Source organism: uncultured Romboutsia sp. (assembly GCF_958366745.1).
In the GTDB taxonomy this organism is placed as follows: Bacteria; Bacillota; Clostridia; order Peptostreptococcales; family Peptostreptococcaceae; genus Romboutsia; species Romboutsia timonensis.
The window spans coordinates 31325-51291 of the sequence record NZ_CATXCO010000001.1 but is presented as its reverse complement, the minus strand read 5'-3'; the positions used below and the strand labels follow the sequence as shown (position 1 = coordinate 51291).

17 protein-coding genes are annotated in these 19967 nt (G+C 27.1%); 15 read left to right on the top strand and 2 right to left on the bottom strand.

All coding sequences use genetic code 11. From position 1 onward, the window contains the following. Positions 1-42 precede the first annotated feature (42 nt). From Q5F54_RS00240 to Q5F54_RS00190, 11 genes are all read left to right on the top strand, one after another. Positions 43-1119 (top strand): ATP-binding protein, encoded by a 1077-nt coding sequence (locus Q5F54_RS00240; protein WP_071119119.1) that lies wholly within the window; start codon positions 43-45, stop codon positions 1117-1119. Between the two features lie 188 nt (positions 1120-1307). Further along, positions 1308-1988, top strand: a complete 681-nt coding sequence (locus Q5F54_RS00235) for a DUF881 domain-containing protein (RefSeq protein ID WP_071119120.1) — start codon at positions 1308-1310, stop codon at positions 1986-1988. After that, positions 1981-3264 (top strand): GspE/PulE family protein, encoded by a 1284-nt coding sequence (locus Q5F54_RS00230; RefSeq protein ID WP_071119121.1) that lies wholly within the window; start codon positions 1981-1983, stop codon positions 3262-3264. Before Q5F54_RS00235 ends, Q5F54_RS00230 begins: the two co-directional genes overlap by 8 nt. A gap of 1 nt (position 3265) precedes the next feature. Next, positions 3266-4366, top strand: a complete 1101-nt coding sequence (locus tag Q5F54_RS00225; RefSeq protein WP_288523289.1) for a type II secretion system F family protein — start codon at positions 3266-3268, stop codon at positions 4364-4366. A gap of 32 nt (positions 4367-4398) precedes the next feature. After that, positions 4399-4857: a type II secretion system protein gene (locus Q5F54_RS00220; RefSeq protein ID WP_071119122.1), complete on the top strand. Its 459-nt coding sequence runs from the start codon at positions 4399-4401 to the stop codon at positions 4855-4857. 302 nt (positions 4858-5159) lie between these two features. Then, complete coding sequence (locus Q5F54_RS00215; protein ID WP_288247402.1) at positions 5160-6194, top strand: YecA family protein; 1035 nt, start codon at positions 5160-5162, stop codon at positions 6192-6194. Between the two features lie 233 nt (positions 6195-6427). After that, positions 6428-6805: a hypothetical protein gene (locus tag Q5F54_RS00210; protein ID WP_288525862.1), complete on the top strand. Its 378-nt coding sequence runs from the start codon at positions 6428-6430 to the stop codon at positions 6803-6805. A gap of 331 nt (positions 6806-7136) precedes the next feature. After that, positions 7137-8732 carry an NAD(P)/FAD-dependent oxidoreductase gene (locus tag Q5F54_RS00205; protein WP_288525860.1) on the top strand — a complete coding sequence of 532 codons (1596 nt, stop codon included), beginning with the start codon at positions 7137-7139 and terminating at the stop codon, positions 8730-8732. Positions 8733-8881: 149 nt separating this feature from the next. Further along, positions 8882-10507, top strand: coding sequence for a Na/Pi cotransporter family protein (locus Q5F54_RS00200; RefSeq protein ID WP_281537490.1), 1626 nt, complete (start codon positions 8882-8884; stop codon positions 10505-10507). Between the two features lie 390 nt (positions 10508-10897). Beyond that, entirely contained in the window at positions 10898-12244 is a 1347-nt protein-coding gene (locus Q5F54_RS00195) for a glucose-6-phosphate isomerase (RefSeq protein WP_071119127.1), read from the top strand. 332 nt (positions 12245-12576) lie between these two features. Next, positions 12577-13656, top strand: a complete 1080-nt coding sequence (locus Q5F54_RS00190) for a S1C family serine protease (protein ID WP_071119128.1) — start codon at positions 12577-12579, stop codon at positions 13654-13656. Positions 13657-13763: 107 nt separating this feature from the next. Here Q5F54_RS00190 and feoB read toward each other — a convergent pair whose 3' ends face one another. Beyond that, positions 13764-15698, bottom strand: a complete 1935-nt coding sequence (gene feoB, locus Q5F54_RS00185; protein WP_288525857.1) for a ferrous iron transport protein B — start codon at positions 15696-15698, stop codon at positions 13764-13766. A gap of 16 nt (positions 15699-15714) precedes the next feature. After that, positions 15715-15933 (bottom strand): ferrous iron transport protein A, encoded by a 219-nt coding sequence (locus Q5F54_RS00180; protein ID WP_071119130.1) that lies wholly within the window; start codon positions 15931-15933, stop codon positions 15715-15717. 236 nt (positions 15934-16169) lie between these two features. Here Q5F54_RS00180 and Q5F54_RS00175 point away from each other — a divergent pair, with 236 nt between their 5' ends. From Q5F54_RS00175 to pepF, 4 genes are all read left to right on the top strand, one after another. Next, the gene (locus Q5F54_RS00175) at positions 16170-16334 is read left to right on the top strand and encodes an aspartyl-phosphate phosphatase Spo0E family protein (RefSeq protein WP_074010945.1); all 165 of its coding nucleotides are present in this window, start codon (positions 16170-16172) and stop codon (positions 16332-16334) included. Positions 16335-16496: 162 nt separating this feature from the next. Further along, on the top strand, positions 16497-17162 hold the full coding sequence (locus Q5F54_RS00170) for an MgtC/SapB family protein (RefSeq protein ID WP_083334975.1): 666 nt from the start codon (positions 16497-16499) through the stop codon (positions 17160-17162). Between the two features lie 47 nt (positions 17163-17209). Then, on the top strand, positions 17210-18055 hold the full coding sequence (locus tag Q5F54_RS00165) for a DegV family protein (RefSeq protein WP_071119132.1): 846 nt from the start codon (positions 17210-17212) through the stop codon (positions 18053-18055). A gap of 23 nt (positions 18056-18078) precedes the next feature. Then, entirely contained in the window at positions 18079-19863 is a 1785-nt protein-coding gene (gene pepF, locus Q5F54_RS00160; RefSeq protein ID WP_281537494.1) for an oligoendopeptidase F, read from the top strand. The last annotated feature ends 104 nt before the right edge of the window (positions 19864-19967 follow it).

Genomic DNA, 19967 nt, shown 5'->3' with positions numbered 1-19967 from the left:
ATTAATATTTTAGAATAGATATAAAATCTAGGAGGTTTATATATGGAAGGTAAAATAAGAAAGATATTTCCAGGTGCAAATACAGCTAACGGATCATTTAATTTCTTTGACAATATAATTCAAGGTGATATAAATAGAATATTTTGCTTTAAAGGGGGACCAGGGGTAGGGAAATCATCATTAATGAAAAAGATTGCTCAAGAATTTATTGATAGGGGATATGATGTTGAATTACACCATTGTCCATCTGATCCAAGTTCGTTAGATGCTTTACTAATAAAAAAATTAGGAGTAGTTTTGTTAGATGGGACTTCACCTCATATTGTAGACCCTAAAAATCCAGGTGCTGTTGATGAAATAGTTAACTTGGGTGAATTTTGGAATGTAGAGAATTTAGAAAAAAATAAAGATGAAATAATAAAAGTAGGAAAGGATATTAGTGCATCCTTTAGAAGAGCATATAAATTTTTAAAAGCTGCGGAACCAATATATTTTGATATAGAAGAAAAATATAGTAATTCTATGAATTTTGGAAAGGTTAATTTATTAGTAGATGAATTTATAGAAAAGTTATTTAAAAAAACATCTAATTCTGGGCAATATAAAAAGGAAAGACATTTATTTGGAACAGCTATAACACCAATTGGTCATATAGACTATACTGATAGTATACTGAGTCAAGTTAAAAAGGTATATTATTTAGATGGGGAAATAGGAACTGGGAAAACTACATTCCTAACAAAGGTATATGAGAAAGCAGTCCAAAAAGGTATGAGTGTAGAAGTATACCACTATCCATTAATTAAAGAAAAAATAGAAACTATAATAATAAAAGATTTAGACATAGCTATAACAGTAAGTCGCATATTTGAAGATAGGGAAAAGATAGATCTTAATCAATTTATAGATAAAGATAAGTTATCTAAATATCAAGAAGAAATAGATTTTGATAAAAAGATTTTTAATGAACTAATAAATTATGCAATATCAAACTTAAAAAGGGCTAAAGCTAAACATGATATAATAGAAGCATGTTATGTACCAAATATGAATTTTGCTGAAATAGAAAAATTAAGAGAAGATCTAGTAAAAAGAATATTAAAATATGAAAATAATTAATAATAAGAATGTAAATTAAAAATATAATACTATTTATAAAAGGCTATGTTAAATAAATTAGTTGCATAGCCTTTTATAAATATAGTTACAATTAAGTAGAATTCAACAGATGAATTTATTTTAATTCTAGGCAATATTTAATACTTAAAAAATAGAATAATAAAAATAAAATGTAAGAGGTAAGTAGTATGAAAAGGAATTATATGTCTATAATATTTATTGTATTTATAATAGGATTATTAAGTGGAATCTTAATTAAAGATTATTATAAACAAGAGTATTTATATATAAATAAGGACAAGCTTATTAAGAAAGAGATAAAAAGTACTCAAAAAAACATCAAGGTTATGAGTAAAGAAAAGAAAAAAATGGAGAAAGAAATAGAAAATTTAAAATCAAAAAATCAAGATTCTAAAGTGGCGAATCAAATAAATACTCTAAAAGAAGTTTTAGGATATGTTGATGTAAAAGGAAGTGGTTTACTAATAAAGATAGATGCAATTAATGATGAAATAGGAAATATAGCAAACTTTGTAGATTACAATAAAATTTTATTAAACATAGTCAATGAAATAAAAGTAAATGGAGGAGAGTACATATCTATAAATAATCAGAGATTGAATCAATATTCAGAAATTTCTTTAGCGGGAAGTCATATAAATATAAATTCTACACCAATAGCACAACCATATAATATTAATGTAATAGGAGATATTGATGAATTAACTGATTATATTAATAAAAAAAATACATATCTAGATAGCATAGGAAAGAATTATCAATTAAAAGTTGAAACTAAAATTGAAAAAAATATAACTATAGAAAAAATGAGTATAATAAATAAATTAGAATATATAGAGGGTGAATAATATTATATTAGAAAAACATACATTACCTGTTTTAAAAAGTGAAAAGTTATTAAAGCGGAACAAATTATTAACTATTCAAAATATTAATAAAGATTTTGAATTAGAAAATAGCAAAGAATATAAAAGTATTACTTCAAACTTACATGAAGATTATGCAAGAATTCAATTTAAAGAAATTTTAACAGAAGCTATTCATAAAGGTGCAAGTGATATACACATAGAACCATTTGAGGACGAGATAGTAATAAGAATTCGAGTTGATGGTCAATTAAGTAAAATATTGACTATAGCTACAGAATCATATTCATTTTTATTAACTGTTATAAAATTGGACTCGGGTATGAATATTGCAGAGAAAAGATTACCCCAAGATGGTAGAATGGAGAAAAAAATAGATGATATTATAGTAGATATTAGATCATCAACTATACCAACAATATATGGAGAAAAGATGGTTCTTAGAATATTAAATAGACAATCCCTTATAAAAGAGAAGTCTGAATTAGGATTTTCAAAACCAGCAATAGAAAAAATAGAAAATATAATAAATAAGAAATCAGGAATATTATTAGTAACTGGATCAACAGGAAGTGGAAAGACGACAACGGTTTATTCAATACTAAATGATCTATTAAATAGCAAGAAAAATATAATGACAATAGAAGATCCAGTAGAGTATAAAATAAAGGGTATAAATCAAATACAAGTGAATGATAAAATAGGTTTAACATTTGATGTAGGTCTTAGATCCATACTTAGACAAGATCCTGATATTATAATGATTGGAGAAATAAGAGATGTAGAAACAGCTAAAATAGCAATAAGAGCTGCTTCAACGGGACATTTAGTAATAAGTACGATGCATACTAATAATGCTATATCATCAATTAATAGGCTTATGGAAATGAAATTACCACCATACTTAATAAGCTCAACTCTAATAGGAGTAATATCACAAAAATTAGTAAGAAAGATATGTAACAATTGTAATCACGGTATTGTTATAAAAAATGACGTAGATGAAGAAATAAATATAAATACGGAACTAGGATGTGATAAATGTGAAGATACCGGATATTATGGAAGGACTGCTATATATGAAATTTTAGAAATAAATGAAAATTTAAAACACTATATAAATAATTGGACTAATAGTTGTAATATAGCAAGTATTGCAATTGGAAATGAAATGATAACCTTTGAAGATAGTGCTAGATATTTAATAGAAAATCATATAACTACACAAGAAGAGTGTGGCCTATTAGAGGGTATATGATATGCAAAAAACTAATTATATAAATAGAGATAATATCAAAAGTAAATCTAATTTAAAAAAATCTAATCAAAAAATAAAATCTAAAGAGCTAAAGGTACTATGTAAACAAATGAGCATATTACTCAAATCAGGATGTGAAATCACAAGAATACTAAATATACTTTATGAACAATCAAATAAAAAATTGAAAAGGGCGATAGAAGAAGTTTCTATAAATATTCAAAATGGTAATAATATAACTGAATCATTTGAAAAAACAAATTTATTTTCAAGTTTTTTTGTAAATATGTTACAAGCAGGAGAGTTAAGTGGAAATCTAGATAAGATTATGAATGATTTAGCCAAATACTACGATAGTGAAGAAAGGCTTAAATCTAAGATTATTAGTATATCTATATATCCAATAATTCTAATAATAATGTCTATGGTATCAGGATTTTTTATATTAGTATTTATAATTCCTAATTTTGAAATGATATTTGAAGCTAATGGTATAAATCCACCATTATTAACTAAGATACTTATAGGTACATCAGTTTTTGTTAGAGAAAAGTATCTATATATATTTTTTATATCTTTGATTTCAATTCTACTAGTTTGTTATCTAATCAAATACAGTCCAAAAGTAAAATATATTAAGGATAAATTAAAGTTAAAAATTCCATTTATAAATCAAATGATGATATTAGTAATTACAACTAGATTTTGTAGAACATTAAACATATTAGTTGAAAGTGGTGTTCAAATTGTAGATGCCATAGATATATCATCAAGAGCTTTAGACAACATTATAGTATATGAAAAACTTTCAATATCAAGAGAGCATATAAGAAGAGGAAATGAGATAAGTTACTCCATAAGTAAATCAGAAGTTTTTTCAAATTCATTTATATCAATGTTACGAATAGGAGAAGAAAGTGGTAGCTTAGATGAGACTTTAAGTGTAACTAATGATTTTTATAGTGAAGAATTAAATATAAAAATTGAAAAAGCTATGAAATCAGTAGAGCCTATAATAACGTTAGTAATAGGATTAATTATAGGATTGTTTATAATTGCTATGGTTATACCGATGTTTGATGCAATAAATTCAATCCAATAATATAAAAATTAAATATTTTAAGGAGAAGTTATATGAAATTTAAAAGTTTACAAAAGAAAAAAAGAGCAGGATTTACGTTAGTAGAGATGGTTATAGTAGTCACTATACTAGGAATTTTATCGGGAATAGGATTTATGAAATTTGGAAATGTACAAGAAACATCAAGAAAAAATGCTGATTATGCAGCTGCAGCTAATCTAGCAACAGCAGCTAATTTATATTTATTAGAAAATCCAAATATAGATGTAAATAATAAAACTATTAGTATAGATGAACTAAAAAAAGAAGGATATATAAATTCTATACCAAAATCTCAAAGTCAAAATAAAGAGTTTGTTATTAAAATTGTTGAGGTAGAAGAAGATGGAAAGAAAAATGAAGAGTTAAGAGTATTATGTGACTTAGGGAACGAAGGTGAGGTTATATTTTATCCTAAACTAAAAAATGAAGAGATATCAAATGACAAAAATGAAGATAGTAGTTTAGAATAATAAATTAGAAATATATCAATAATTAGTGTCAATTAATAAAAAATAATCCGCTAAATATAGTAATTATAAAAAACTATGACAAATTTAATCACAATTTATATTAATTTACTGAAAAAAACAAAGAGGATTATAATATCTTAGCATAGAAAGTTTATAATTGAAGTAGAACGAAACATTATGCCAAAACTTAACACTATACATAAAAATAAGAAAATAATATGATAAATATAGAATCATTTAATAAAAAATGGTATAATAATAAATTGTACTTTTAAATTAAAAACAAAGGAGTGAAACTCACATTGCTAGGGAGAAACGAGTTATGCCCCTGTGGAAGTGGCAAAAAATATAAAAGATGTTGTTTAAATAAAGATGTTGTAGTAGACAGAGCGGGTAGAAAAGTTGGTACAGCTCAAAAACAATATTCAGAATTATATACTAGAATATATGAGTATTCAAGACAAGATAAGTTTAAAGAAGAATATGAAAAAGCTAAAGAAATGTTTTATATAGTGGATGATGAAGCATTAAACTCAAAGTTTGATAGATTCTTCAATACTTACTTTATACAAGATCATATAATGGAAAGTAAAAAAGTTATGACAGTTGCTTTCTATGAAGATAATAGAGATAAAGTTAATACAAATGAAGTTAAAATATTAAGAAACTTATTTGAATCATATGTAAGTGTTTATGAAGTTAAGGAAGTACTAGACGGAAAAATATTATTAAAAGATTGTTTAACTGAAAGAGAAGTTTATACAGAAGATGTAAAACTATTAGCAGATTTCAAAGTAGGAAGCTCTATGATAGCTAGAATAGTAGATGTTGAAGACACTAGCATATTAATAGACATAACTATAAGTATATCAGATGCAGTTAAAGAGGTTATAGTTAATGATATAAAAACTTTATTTGGTCAATATGAAGATTTATATAAAGATATGAAGACTTTCTTAATACATCATACTCATATACTATATAAATACATGCAACAATTATTAGAGCCAAGTATAGCTGATTATTTAAAGAAGCAAAAAGAAGAGAAAATGGATAAATTAGCTGAAGTGGCTGTTACTGAAGATGATTGTAAAGTGTGTACAGTACTTAAACAAAATGTTGAAGCTGAATATTTAAATTCTTGTATAGATTTCTGGAATGAGTTCAAGGAAGCTAATGGAGAAGTAAAAGGTTCTGAAAATGGATGGGCTGCAGCTGTAGAATATCATATAAAAAAGGTTGCGGGACAAGTTATAACACAAGCTCAAATATCTAAAAAATATGAAATAAGCCCAAGTACTTTAGGAAAGAGATATAAAGACTTAAAAATATCTTAATATTTAATATGGAATTTAGGAGTTGTATTTTAATATGATTCCTAAATTTTTTTATTTAATCTATTTTTAAATTTTAATAAATTATAGTTTAGAAATAGATTAACCTTAAAGATATTAAATAAAGTAACGTTATTTTGTAATTAAATTTTATAAAATCGTAAAAAAAGGTTTTAATATATGCGAATAATGTATAAAATAGTAGATATATAAAAAGAATAGAAAGAGGTATAGTTATGAGTCTTAGTTTAGGAAATGCAATAGCGGTATCAACAAACTTTATAAAATCTAATCCAGCAGTGCCTGTATACAAGGGAGAAGAAAATCCAAATAACTTATATGCTGTTATATATCATGTAGAAATAGGGTATAGTGAAGTAGCATCTCAAAAAACTAAACAATACATAATAATAGATTATAAAGAGTTCAACTTAAATATAGATGAAAAGAATGAATTAATAGATATAGCTAAACAATATTGTGAATCTAAAAACATACCAAATGATGAACAATTAGAAATAGCGCTTTTAGATAATGAAGAAGCTGAGAACTTCTTAGAAAAAGTATTCAATAACATGAAGGTTATAAGAGGTCTTATAACTAAAAAAGATTAATATACAAGTCTTATAGTCATTAAATAACAACGGTATATCAAGGTTTATGTAAACTTAAAATCTATAAGTATAATAAGAAATAGATTTAAGCAAAACATAAATTTGTGATTTATAAAGAAAATTGATTCTAGATATGGAAGTATTAGCTTTAGTCAAAGATATAAATTAAAAAATATATAGTAACTTTCTTTGACTTAAAAATATTTATAGACTAGATTTAGAATGGGTATATAAAAAGAGAATATAGAGCTAATGTTTATAGAAAGCTAGGTTTATATCCTAGCTTTTATGTTGCTAAAAAATAAAAATTATTTATATAAAGGAGAAAAAAATGTTAAGAGTATCAAACTTAAAATTAGGTATAGATGAAGATATTTCTTTATTAAAAAAGCTTATACTAAAAAAACTTAAAATAAAAGAAAATGAACTTATAAAGTACTTTATATATAAAGAATCTATAGATGCAAGAAAAAGAGGAAGAATAGACTTTGTATATACAGTTGATGTAGAAGTTAAAAATGAGAATAAAATTTTAAAAAATTCTATAAAGGATGTTGTAGAAATAAAGCAACGTAATTATATAGGTGTTGAGATGGGAAGTGAAAAGCTAAAACATAGGCCTGTAATAGTAGGAAGTGGTCCAGCTGGTTTATTTGCAGCTTTAGTACTAGCTCAAAGAGGATTTAATCCAATAATGCTTGAAAGAGGACTCGATGTAGATAATAGAACAAATGACATAAATGATTTTTGGAATAATAGAAAGTTTAAAAATAATTCAAATGTACAATTTGGAGAAGGTGGAGCTGGAACTTTCTCTGATGGAAAGCTTACAACTAGAATAAAAGATATTAGATGTAGAAAGGTATTAGATGAGTTAGTTAATTTTGGTTCGCCAGAAGAAATATTATACTCTCATAAACCTCATGTTGGAACAGACATATTAAAAAATGTAGTTAAAAATATAAGAAATGAAATAATTAGACTAGGTGGAGAAGTTAGATTCGATACATTAGTTACAGATATAATAACTGAAAATGGAAGTATAAAGGGAGTAGTTGTAAATAACAATGAGACTATAGAGTCAGAAGTTGTTATACTAGCTATAGGTCATAGTGCTAGAGATACTTATAAAATGCTTTACAATAGAGGAGTTACAATAATTCAAAAACCATTTGCAATAGGTGCTAGAATAGAACATCCTCAAGAGTTAATAAATAAATCTCAATACAAAGAATTTTATAATCATCCAAGACTTGGAGCTGCAGATTATAGATTAATAGAGCACACATCAAATCTTAGAACAGCGTATACTTTCTGTATGTGCCCAGGAGGAAGTGTTATAGCATCTGCATCAAATGAATTTGAGGTCGTAACAAATGGGATGAGTGAGCATGCTAGGGATAAGGTAAATGCAAATAGTGCATTCCTAGTAAATGTTATACCTTCTGACTTTGGAAGTGAAGATCCTCTTGCAGGAGTTTATTTCCAAGAAAAATATGAAAGACTTGCTTATGAATTAGGTGGTAAAAATTACAATGCTCCAGTTCAATTAGTAGGAGATTTCCTAAACGACAAAGTATCTATATCTTTAGGAAATGTAGAACCATCATATAAACCAGGATATACATTTGTTGATTTAAGAGAATGCTTACCTGAATTTGTTACTTCAACTATGAAGGAAGCTTTACAAAAACTAGACAATAAATTAAATGGCTTTGCAATGCATGATGCAGTATTAACAGGAGTTGAAACAAGATCATCAGCGCCGATAAGAATAGTTAGAGATGAAGAGACTTTACAGTCTATAAATACTAAAAATTTATATCCTTGTGGAGAAGGTGCTGGATATGCAGGTGGAATTGTTACAGCAGCAGTAGATGGAATAAAGTGTGCGGAGAAGATTATAGAGAAATATTCTAGCTTATAAATATAGATTTTACTTGTGTTTTACATGATTTTAATATATTTATAATATTTAACATAATCTTAACACAAAATTTGTAAAAATTTTGTTAAAATACAATAGGAATAAATATTAATAAGTTAATCATCACATATCAAGGAGGAATAAGGAAGTTGGATATAGCAATAGGAATTATGGGAGGTCTTGGTCTATTCTTATATGGTATGAACCTTATGGGAGATGGACTTCAAAAGTCAGCAGGGTCAAAGCTTAAAAGAATAATAGAACTACTTACTAGTAACGTAATAATGGGTGTTTTAGTTGGTATGGTAGTTACTATGGTAATACAAAGTAGTAGTGCTACTACAGTAATGGTAGTTGGATTTGTTAACGCAGGAATAATGAGTTTAACTCAAGCAATAGGTGTTATAATGGGTGCTAATATAGGTACAACTATAACAGCTCAGTTAGTATCACTAGATGTTGATTTCCTTGCGCCAGTAGCGTTAGGGATAGGTATAGTTATATATATGTTCTCTAATAAACCAAAACATAAGAATATAGCAGAAATACTTATAGGATTTGGTATATTATTCACTGGTATGGATTTCATGAAAGAAGCTGTTAAGCCATTAGCAGGATATCAAGGATTTACAGATATGTTATTAAGCTTTGGGCATCATCCGATATTAGGAGTATTAATGGGATTTGCTATAACAGCTATAGTACAAAGTTCAAGTGCTTCAATGGGTATGTTAATAGCCCTTGCTTCTCAAGGATTAATACCTATAACAGCAGCTTTACCAATACTATATGGTGAGAATATAGGTACATGTGTAACTTCATTAATTTCTAGTATAGGTGCAAGTAGAAATGCAAGAAGAGCAGCTATAATGCATTTAACTTTTAATGTGTTAGGATCTATGATATTTATGTTTATATTAAGCAAACCTATAGTAGCTATAGTTACTGCTATAGATCCAACAGATGCAGCTAGACAAATAGCAAATGCACATACACTATTCAACATATTAAATGTTATAGTATTATTACCATTTAATAAATTAATAGTTAAATTAGCATTAAAGTTAGTTCCTGAAACTAAAGGTGAGCAAGACGATGATGACAAAGTTGTTAAATATATAGATGATAGAATGATAGAAACTCCATCAATAGCATTAGCTAATATAATAAAAGAAACTCTAAGAATGGGTGAAAAATCTAAAGAAAGCTTAAATGCAGCAATGGATGGAATTGTAGATAAATCTAAAGAAAAGATAGAATTATCATTTAAAAGAGAAAAACTTATAAATGAATTACAAAAATCAATATTAAACTACTTACTTAAATTATCTAAGGCTTCGTTAAACGAAGACTCAAGAGAGACAGTAGATGCTCTATTCAACACAGTTAATGATATAGAAAGAATAGGAGATCATGCTGAGAATATAGCTGAATTAGCAAAAGATATAGTAGATTTAGAAATATCTTTCTCAGATGTAGGTATAGGTGAGCTTAAAGATATGTATAATAAAGTTGTATCTACTTACACATATGCATTAGAAGCTATGAGAACATCAAATGTTGAGTTAGCTTGTAAGGTTATAAAGATGGAAGAGCAAGTAGATATGATGGAAAAATCATGCAGAGCAAACCATATGAATAGATTAAACAGTAGTTCATGTAGTATAGAAAGTGGAGTTATATATTTAGATATAATATCTAACTTAGAAAGAGTATCAGATCATGCTGTTAATATAGCACAGCAAGTTATTGCAGGAAGAATAGTAAATAAATAGTTATAGAATAAAAAAGTTGTCTTATTTTGGACAACTTTTTTATGCTTAAGGATATTATAATACTTTAAAAAATGTGGATAACTTCTGAATGTAAGTAATATGAATAAATTGTTTTTGAGCGTAAAAAAGATTTTGAGCAACGGACGAAGTCGTTGGCGACATGAGCGAAGCGAATTTTTTATTTATGTTTGATAAATATGTTATTAGTCAAATATAAATAAGGGTATTTGATTTTAAGATAATTAATTTTTTATAAAAGTAATTATTAAACAATAATATACACTTTATAAAAATAAATTAATTAAAGAAATCGATTTAATTTTAGGATTAATTATAATGGAAATTTATGTTATAATTTTCTTATACTTAAAGAAGGAGAGAGGTAGAATTATGGGAAGTGTTAAATTTGATTATAGTAAAGTAATAGGTTTTATAAAACAGCATGAAATAGATTGTATGCAATCTTATGTAGATCAAGCTCATAAAATGATTCATGAAAAAACAGGGTTAGGAAATGATTTTTTAGGATGGGTAGACCTACCAAAGAACTATAATAAAGAAGAGTTTTCTAGAATAAAGAAAGCAGCAGAAAAAGTAAAATCTGATTCAGATGTACTTTTAGTTATAGGTATAGGGGGATCTTACTTAGGTGCAAGAGCTGCTATAGAAATGGCAAGCCATTCATTTAGAAACAACTTATCAAAAGAAGATAGAAAATCTCCAGAAATATACTTTGTAGGACAGAATATAAGCTCTACATATATGATGGATTTATTAGATGTAATAAAAGACAAAGATGTATCTATAAATGTTATATCAAAATCAGGAACAACAACTGAGCCTGCAATTGCATTTAGAATATTTAAAGAATTTTTAGAAAAGAAATATGGAAAAGAAGAAGCAAGTAAAAGAATATATGCAACTACAGATTCATCAAAAGGTGCACTTAGAAAATTAGCAGATGAAGAAGGATATGAAACATTCATAATACCTGATGATGTAGGTGGACGTTTTTCTGTGTTAACACCAGTAGGATTACTACCTATAGCTTGCGCAGGTTTAGATATAGATGCGATGATGCAAGGTGCAGCTGATGCTTGTGAAGAATTTAAATCATCAGATTTAAAGACTAATGATAGTTATCAGTATGCAGTAGTTAGAAATGTATTACATAGAAAAGGAAAAGATATAGAATTATTAGTAAACTATGAACCTCAATTACATTACGTGGGAGAATGGTGGAAGCAGTTATATGGTGAAAGTGAAGGAAAAGATAATAAAGGTATATTCCCAGCAGCTGTAGACTTCTCAACAGATTTACATTCTATGGGTCAATATATACAAGAAGGTAAGAGAATATTATTTGAAACAGTTTTAAATGTAGAAAATGCTAAGAGAGAAATAACAATAGATGAAGTTGATGTGGATTTAGATGGATTAAACTATTTAGCTGGAAAAACTGTAGATTTTGTTAATAAGAAGGCATTCCAAGGAACTTTATTAGCACATACAGATGGTAATGTTCCAAACTTAATAGTTAATATTCCAAAATTAGATGAATATAACTTTGGATACTTAGTATACTTCTTTGAAAAAGCTTGTGCATTAAGTGGATATATATTAGGTGTTAATCCATTTGATCAACCAGGTGTTGAAGCATATAAGAAAAACATGTTTGCTTTATTAGGTAAACCAGGATTTGAAAAGGAAAAAGAAGAATTAGAAAAAAGACTTTAGTAGTTAAGGTTAAGTTAAGAATAACGTAATATAATGAAATCATCAATAAGATAATATATCTAGTTGGTGGTTTCATTTTTTATTTGTGTAATATTTATTATGTTATTATTAATATAAATATAAAGCTGAAAGATGAAATTTGATAAAATTAGAAAAAGAGTTTACTAATAGATTGAGAAAGTAGTACTTAATATACATATCAATATATACTAAGATTAAATATCTATTAGTTAAGGAAAAATCATTTATAATATTTATTGTTATCAAACAATAGATATTGTAAATAATAAGTAATAATATTTAAGTTAATTAAATTTATTAGGAGGGTATTTATGTCAAATAAAAGAGGAATTGGTTTAACAGTGCTTGTATGCATAATAACAAGTGTACTTACTAGTTTACTTACAATAGTAGTTATGAAAAATAATATAGGAGATACTAATCAAAATTCAGTTTCAAAGGAAATTGTAGTAAATGACAGTGGAAAAAGTCAAAATATATATCATGCGGTTAGTGATAAAGCAATGCCTTCTGTTGTAGGGATAACGACAACAACTATAAGTAATAATAATATATTTGCTATACCAACTCAATCAGAAGGTGTAGGAACAGGTGTTATAGTTGATTCAAAAGGTTATATACTTACAAATTCACATGTTGTATCAGATGGTCAAGCTGTAGATGTTAAAGTATTATTCAATGATGGTAGTACTACACAAGGTAAAGTTTTATGGAATGATGCAAAATTAGATTTAGCGATGGTTAAGGTGGATAAAACAGGCCTAACAGCTGCTGAATTAGGTGATAGTGATCAGGTAAGAGTAGGAGATATAGCAATAGCAATAGGAAATCCACTTGGTCTTGAATTCCAAAAATCTGTTACACAAGGTATAATAAGTGGATTAGATAGAACAATTCAAACAGAAAAAGAAACTATGACAGGACTTATGCAAACTGATGCAAGTATAAATCCAGGAAATAGTGGTGGACCACTATTAAATGAAAAAGGTCAAGTAATAGGTATAAACTCAGCTAAGGTATCTTCAGCTGAAGGTATAGGATTTTCTATACCTATAAATACAGCAAAACCCATAATAGAACAAGTTATAAAATCAGGAAACTTTGAAAAAGTTACTTTAGGTATAAAAGGTATAGATGTAACTACATTTGAATCATCAACAGGAACTGATTTAGCAGCAGATGAAGGTGTATATATAGTTGAAGTTGTATCAGATACACCAGCTCAAAAATCAGGTATACAAGCAGGTGATGTAATAGTTAAGGTGGGGAATGATGAAACTCCAACTATGACAGACCTTAATAAAGTTTTATATAAATATAAATCTGGTCAAAGTACTAAGGTAACTGTAAATAGAAGTGGAAAAGAAGTAACAGTAGATATTAAATTTTAATAAATAAAATAAGAGCTCATCTATAAGATTAAAATAATCAATAGATGAGCTCTTTATTTTTTATATGAAGGTTATATATTGCTTAATTTAGATAATAGTAAAAATTATTATTGTGCATCTTTAGATTTCTCTTCTACTTGAATAGAACAATTACCTTTGCTACTACAGCTAGAGCAGCTACTACAACCAGATGATTTTTTATTAAACATTCTTAAAAGTATAATTGTAGAAGCTAATAATATTATACCTGCTATAACAAATTCAGTTAAAGAAGCAGGACTATGAGAGAATATAGCTCCACCTATAATTCTGACTATAAATGCTCCTATCCAAGCAAGAACGAATTGATATATAAGTGATGTAAACATCATTTTATTTCCGTATTCTTTTCTCATAGTAGCAAGTGCTGCTATACATGGAGTATATAATGCACTAAATACTAAGAAACCATACGCTGTAACTCCAGTAAATACTGTTGGTAAAACTTTATCTAAATTACCGTAAAGTACTTCCATAGTAGATATAACTATTTCTTTGGCACCAAGACCAGTTAATATAGAAACTGAAGCTCTCCAGTCACCGAATCCTAAAGGTGCAAATAAAGGTGCTATAAGCTTACCTAAGTATGCTAAGAAACTATCATTCATATTTTCTGTAAAACCGTTAAAGTTAAATGATGATAATAACCATATAGCAACTGACATTGCAAACATTACAGTTACAACTCTTATTAAAAATCCTTTAGACTTATTCCAAGTATTTTTTAGTAATGCACTTAATGTAGGTAATTTATATTCAGGCAATTCTAGTATAAATGGTTCTATATCATTTTTAAATGATGTTCTATTTAAAACTAGAGCAACTAATATAGCTACTACAATTCCAAGTAAATATAAAGATGTAGTAACAAGTGCAGCATTTTTTGGGAAAAATATAGCAACAAAAACTGCATATATAGGTAACTTAGCACCACAAGTCATAAGTGGTGAAATAAGTGCGGTTATTTTTCTATCTTTTTCACTTTCTAAAGTTCTAGTAGCCATTATAGCTGGAGACGAACAACCAAGCCCCATAACCATAGGTATGAATGCTTTACCAGATAGACCTACTTTTCTCATTATATTATCCATTAAGAAAGCAGCTCTAGACATATAACCGCTATCTTCAAATAATGATATACCAAAAAATAATGTGAATATTAATGGGAAAAATGGTAAAGTACCGCAAACACCACCTAATATACCATCAACAATAAGTGATCTAAACCAAGGACTAGAATTTACTAGCATATCATTAATTGGAGATGATATATATGTCTCTATTAAAGTACCTAAACCTTCTTGTAAAGGTCCTCCAACCCAATCAAATGTAAATTTAAATAATAGTAATAGTGCACCTATAAAAATAGGATACGCTAAAATTGGGTTTAAAACTATATTATCTATTTTATCACTTATAGATATTTTTTTATCTGAATTAATCTTTGTGCATCTAGATAATATATCTTCTAATTTTTTATATGTTTGAACTTCATTTCCAAAATTTATATCATAATTTACAGTTTTATTTACTGAATTTTTTATAGCTAAAGATATTTTATCTACTCCATTTTTTTTCTTAGCTATTATAGGAACTACAGTAACTCCAAGTTCCTTTGAAAGATTATCAGAATCGATATATATACCTTTAGATTCTGCTACATCTAACATGTTAAGCAAAATAACAATGGGCTTATTAAATTCTATAAGCTGAGTTGTTAGATAAAGGTTTCTAGATAAATTGGATGCATCTACAATGTTAACTATAACATCCACATCTCCAGTTTCCAAAAATTCTTTTGATACTTTTTCTTCATTAGAGAAAGTATCCATAGCATATATACCAGGTAAGTCGACTATCTTTATGTCCTTACCTAAAAAACCTTCTTTTTTATCGATAGTAACACCAGGCCAGTTACCTACATATTGGTTTGAACCGGTAAGTAAGTTAAAAACTGTAGTTTTACCGACATTTGGGTTACCAAATAAAGCAACATTAATCATTATATAGCCTCCTGTCTTACTTTAGTGATATATTCTTAGCATCAGATTTTCTAAGAGCAAGATCAAAGCCTCTAAATCTAACTACAATTGGATCTCCTAATGGGGCAATTTTCTTAACTTCTATTTCTGTATTACTTATACATCCTAAAGCTAATAATCTCTTAACTAATTTTTCATTTCCATATATATTATCAATGATTCCTTTTTGGCCTACTTTTAAATCACAAACAGTCATGAGTGATACCTCCTAATGAAATTCATTATCAAAAATATTATAACAATAATAAATTTAACTGTCAATTAAGGACAAGTACTTAACAAATGAGTCAAAGTATATAAATGTATTGGATTTATAAAATAAAATCATATTTTATAAGACTTCATTTTATAGTTAAGATTATTGACATAGTATGTAAAAATTTGTTATTATATAAACAAAGAAAGAGATAAATTGGTGACCGTGGTGATTATATGGTGAATAGTGAATTAGAGATGTTAAAACAAGAAATAGATGCATTGAGGGAACAGATATATGCATATATGGAATATCCAGAAATTTTTAGAGATGAATTATTAGAATCAAGTAGTAAAATCGATATATTAATAAATAAATACATGGCTTTAACGAGTAAATAGTCCACATTAGTGGACTTTTTTTTATTCAAATTACAATTTTAAAATATATTTGCAGGTTTTTAAAAAGTAACTGAGACTAGTCATATATTATTTATTCAAGCATATAAATTTTATATTAAATACTTCTTTACTAAAGAGGATTATATAAATAGATAGGAGGTAATTATTATTATAAGTAATGGTGCTATAATAATAAGATTAATAATTGCTTTAATTATAGGAGGATTGACTGGATTAGAAAGAGAAAAATCACATCAATTTGCAGGATTTAGAACTCATATATTAGTAGCTGTAGGCTCATGTATAACAGCTATAACATCATTATCATTATTTGTTCAGTATAGTTCACAAGCTAGTATTGATCCAGCTAGATTAACAGCCCAGGTATTATCAGGTATTGGTTTTTTAGGAGCTGGAGCAATTTTGAAAACATCAAATGGTATAAGAGGATTAACTACAGCAGCAGGGATTTGGGCTACAGCTTGCATAGGTATAGCAGTAGGATATGGATACTATGTACTAAGTATTTGTGCATGGTCACTGGTAATGATAACTCTTTATATTTTAAAAAAAATTGATAAAATAATTTTTAAGAAAAAGCAAACTATATTTAGTGTAAAGGTAGATAATATAAATGTTATAACTATGTTATATAATATATTTCAAAAATCTCAAATTAGTGTTAAAAATATAGATATAGAAAATGTAGAAGATATATATTGGAAGTTAAGTTTTTTTATAGTATATGATAGAAGAATAATACTAGATGAACTTGTAAATGAACTAAATAATTCAAAAAATATAATAAGTGTAGATTATTTACATTAAAATAATATAAAATAAGATATAGTCATAATTAAAGTAGAGGTGCACAAATGAAAAGACATATAAAAATTATAACAGACGGATCATGTGATTTACCTAAAGAAGTTATTGAAAGGGTAAATCCTGGTATTATAGGTATAAATGTTTGCTTTGGTGAAGAAAGTTATATAGGTGGAGTAGAAATTGATGATAAAACTTTTTATGAAAAAATGAAAGTATCTAAAGAATTACCTAAAACATCAAGTCCCTCACCAGATAGATTTATAGAAGCTTATAAATGTGAAGAAGATGAAATATTAGTATTTACTTTAACATCTAAGCTTTCAGGAACACATAGTAATGCGGTATTAGCTAAAACTATGTATTTAGAAGAACATCCTGAAAAAAGAATTGAAGTAATCGATACACAAAGTGGTTCTATAGGTGTTGCATTAATGATGCTAAAATGTAATGAACTGATAGAACAAGGAAAAACTATGGATGAAATATTAAATGAAATAGAAAAATATAAAAAGGACATTATATTCTTTGGTGCACTAGATACTTTAGAGAATGCAATAAAAGGTGGTAGAGTAAATCCTTTAGCAGGAAAAGTAATGAATGCACTAAACTTAAAAGTAATAATTAGAATAGATGAAGGTTTAGTTAAACCTATAGATAAGGCTAGAGGTGGAGTAAATAGTATAAAGAAAGCTCTAGACTATGTAAAATCTCATGTAAATGATGAGAAAGAAAAAACTATTATAATAGCTCATGCAAATTGTCCTGAAAAAGCACATAAAATAAAATCTATAATAGAAGAAGATTCAAACTTTAAGGAAGTATTAATTGCTAGTATAGGCCCTATAATGGGAACATTTACAGCAGAAGGAGCTATATTAGTAGCTGTATTATAAAATTGTCGATAAGGAGTGAGAATATGGGAATAGATAGAAAAGATATAGATGATAAATATAAATGGAAAATAGATTTAATGTATTCAAGCCAAGAATCTATTGATAAAGATATATCAAAGATAAAATCCTATATAAATGAAATAAAAGAGTACAAGGGTAAATTATCACAAAGTAAAGAAAATATGTATGAAGCGCTTAATATATATGAAAAAGCTTCACAACTATTACAAAATTTATATGTGTATACACATATGAAACAACATGAAGATACTAGAATAAATGAAAACCAAGCGATGGCAACTAAAACAGATATGTTATCTACAGAGCTATCTACAGCATCATCATATATGGTTCCAGAAATAATAGCCATAGATGAATCTAAACTTAAAGAATATTTAGAAGATGAAAAGCTATCATTCTATAAAAAATATATAGAGGAGATATTAAGAGAAAAACCACATACATTATCAGAAAAGGAAGAGGAAATATTAGCCGCAGTTTCAGATTTAACATCAGTTCCAGAAAATGCTTATGATATGTTATCTTATGCTGATATGGATTTTCCAAAAATAGAAAATGAAGATGGAGAAATGGTTAAACTTACTCACTCTAATTTTTCAACATTCTTAAAAAGTAAAAATAATAAAGTTAGAAAAAATGCTTTTGATGCAATGTATAAAACATATGACAAGTATAAAAATACTTTTGCATCTATGCTATATGGAGGTATAAAGTCAGAAATATTCTATTCTAAAACTAGAAAATATGAATCTGCTTTATACGCATCTTTATTCCAAGATGATATAAGCGTTGATGTTTACAACAACCTTATAAAAGCAGTTGATGAAAATTTAGATACATTAAATAGATATGTAGATATCAAAAAGAAGTTTTTAGGATTAGAGGATATACATATGTATGACTTGTATGTTCCTTTAACTGAAAGCTTTGATATGAAAATACCTTATGAAGAAGCACAAGAAATAGTACTAAATGCATTAAAACCTTTAGGTGAAGAGTATTTAGGATTAATAAAAAGAGCTTTTGAAGAAAATTGGATAGATGTTTACGAAAATGAAGGAAAACAAGGTGGAGCTTATTCTTGGGGAAGTTATGATTCACATCCTTATATATTAATGAATTATAAGGACGACCTAAACTCTTTATTTACATTAATACATGAGTTAGGACATTCTATGCACAGTTATTATTCTAAGAAAACTCAGCCTTATCTATATTCAGGTTATAAAATATTTGTAGCCGAAGTTGCATCTACATTAAATGAATTGCTTTTAATAAATTATTTATTAGAAAAAGCAGATTCAAAAGAAGAAAGAGTATATCTTCTAAATTATTACTTAGAGCAGTTTAGAACAACTGTATATAGACAAACAATGTTTGCTGAGTTTGAAAAATTAACTCATGTTAGTGTAGAGGACGGAAATCCTCTAACAGCTAAAGAATTTAACGATATATACTATGATTTAAATAAAAAATACTATGGAAATTCAACTGTAGTTGATGAACAAATTGCACTAGAATGGGCTAGAATACCTCATTTCTATTCAAATTTCTATGTGTATAAGTATGCTACAGGATTCTCTGCAGCAAGTGCATTAAGTCAAAAGATATTAACAGAAGGTAAAGTAGCTGTTGATAAATATATAGAATTTTTAAAGAGTGGAGGTTCTGATTATCCACTTAATCAATTAAAAGCAGCTGGTGTTGATATGGAAAAGAAAGAATCTGTGGATAAAGCATTAGAAGTATTTAAAGAATTAGTAGATAAATTAGAAAAAGAATATTAGATAAATGAAAGATGTCTTATATAAGGCATCTTTTTTCTTACAATGAAATTATGTTTTTGAGCAACGGATGTATCCGTAGCGTGAGCAAGGATATATCGTTGGCG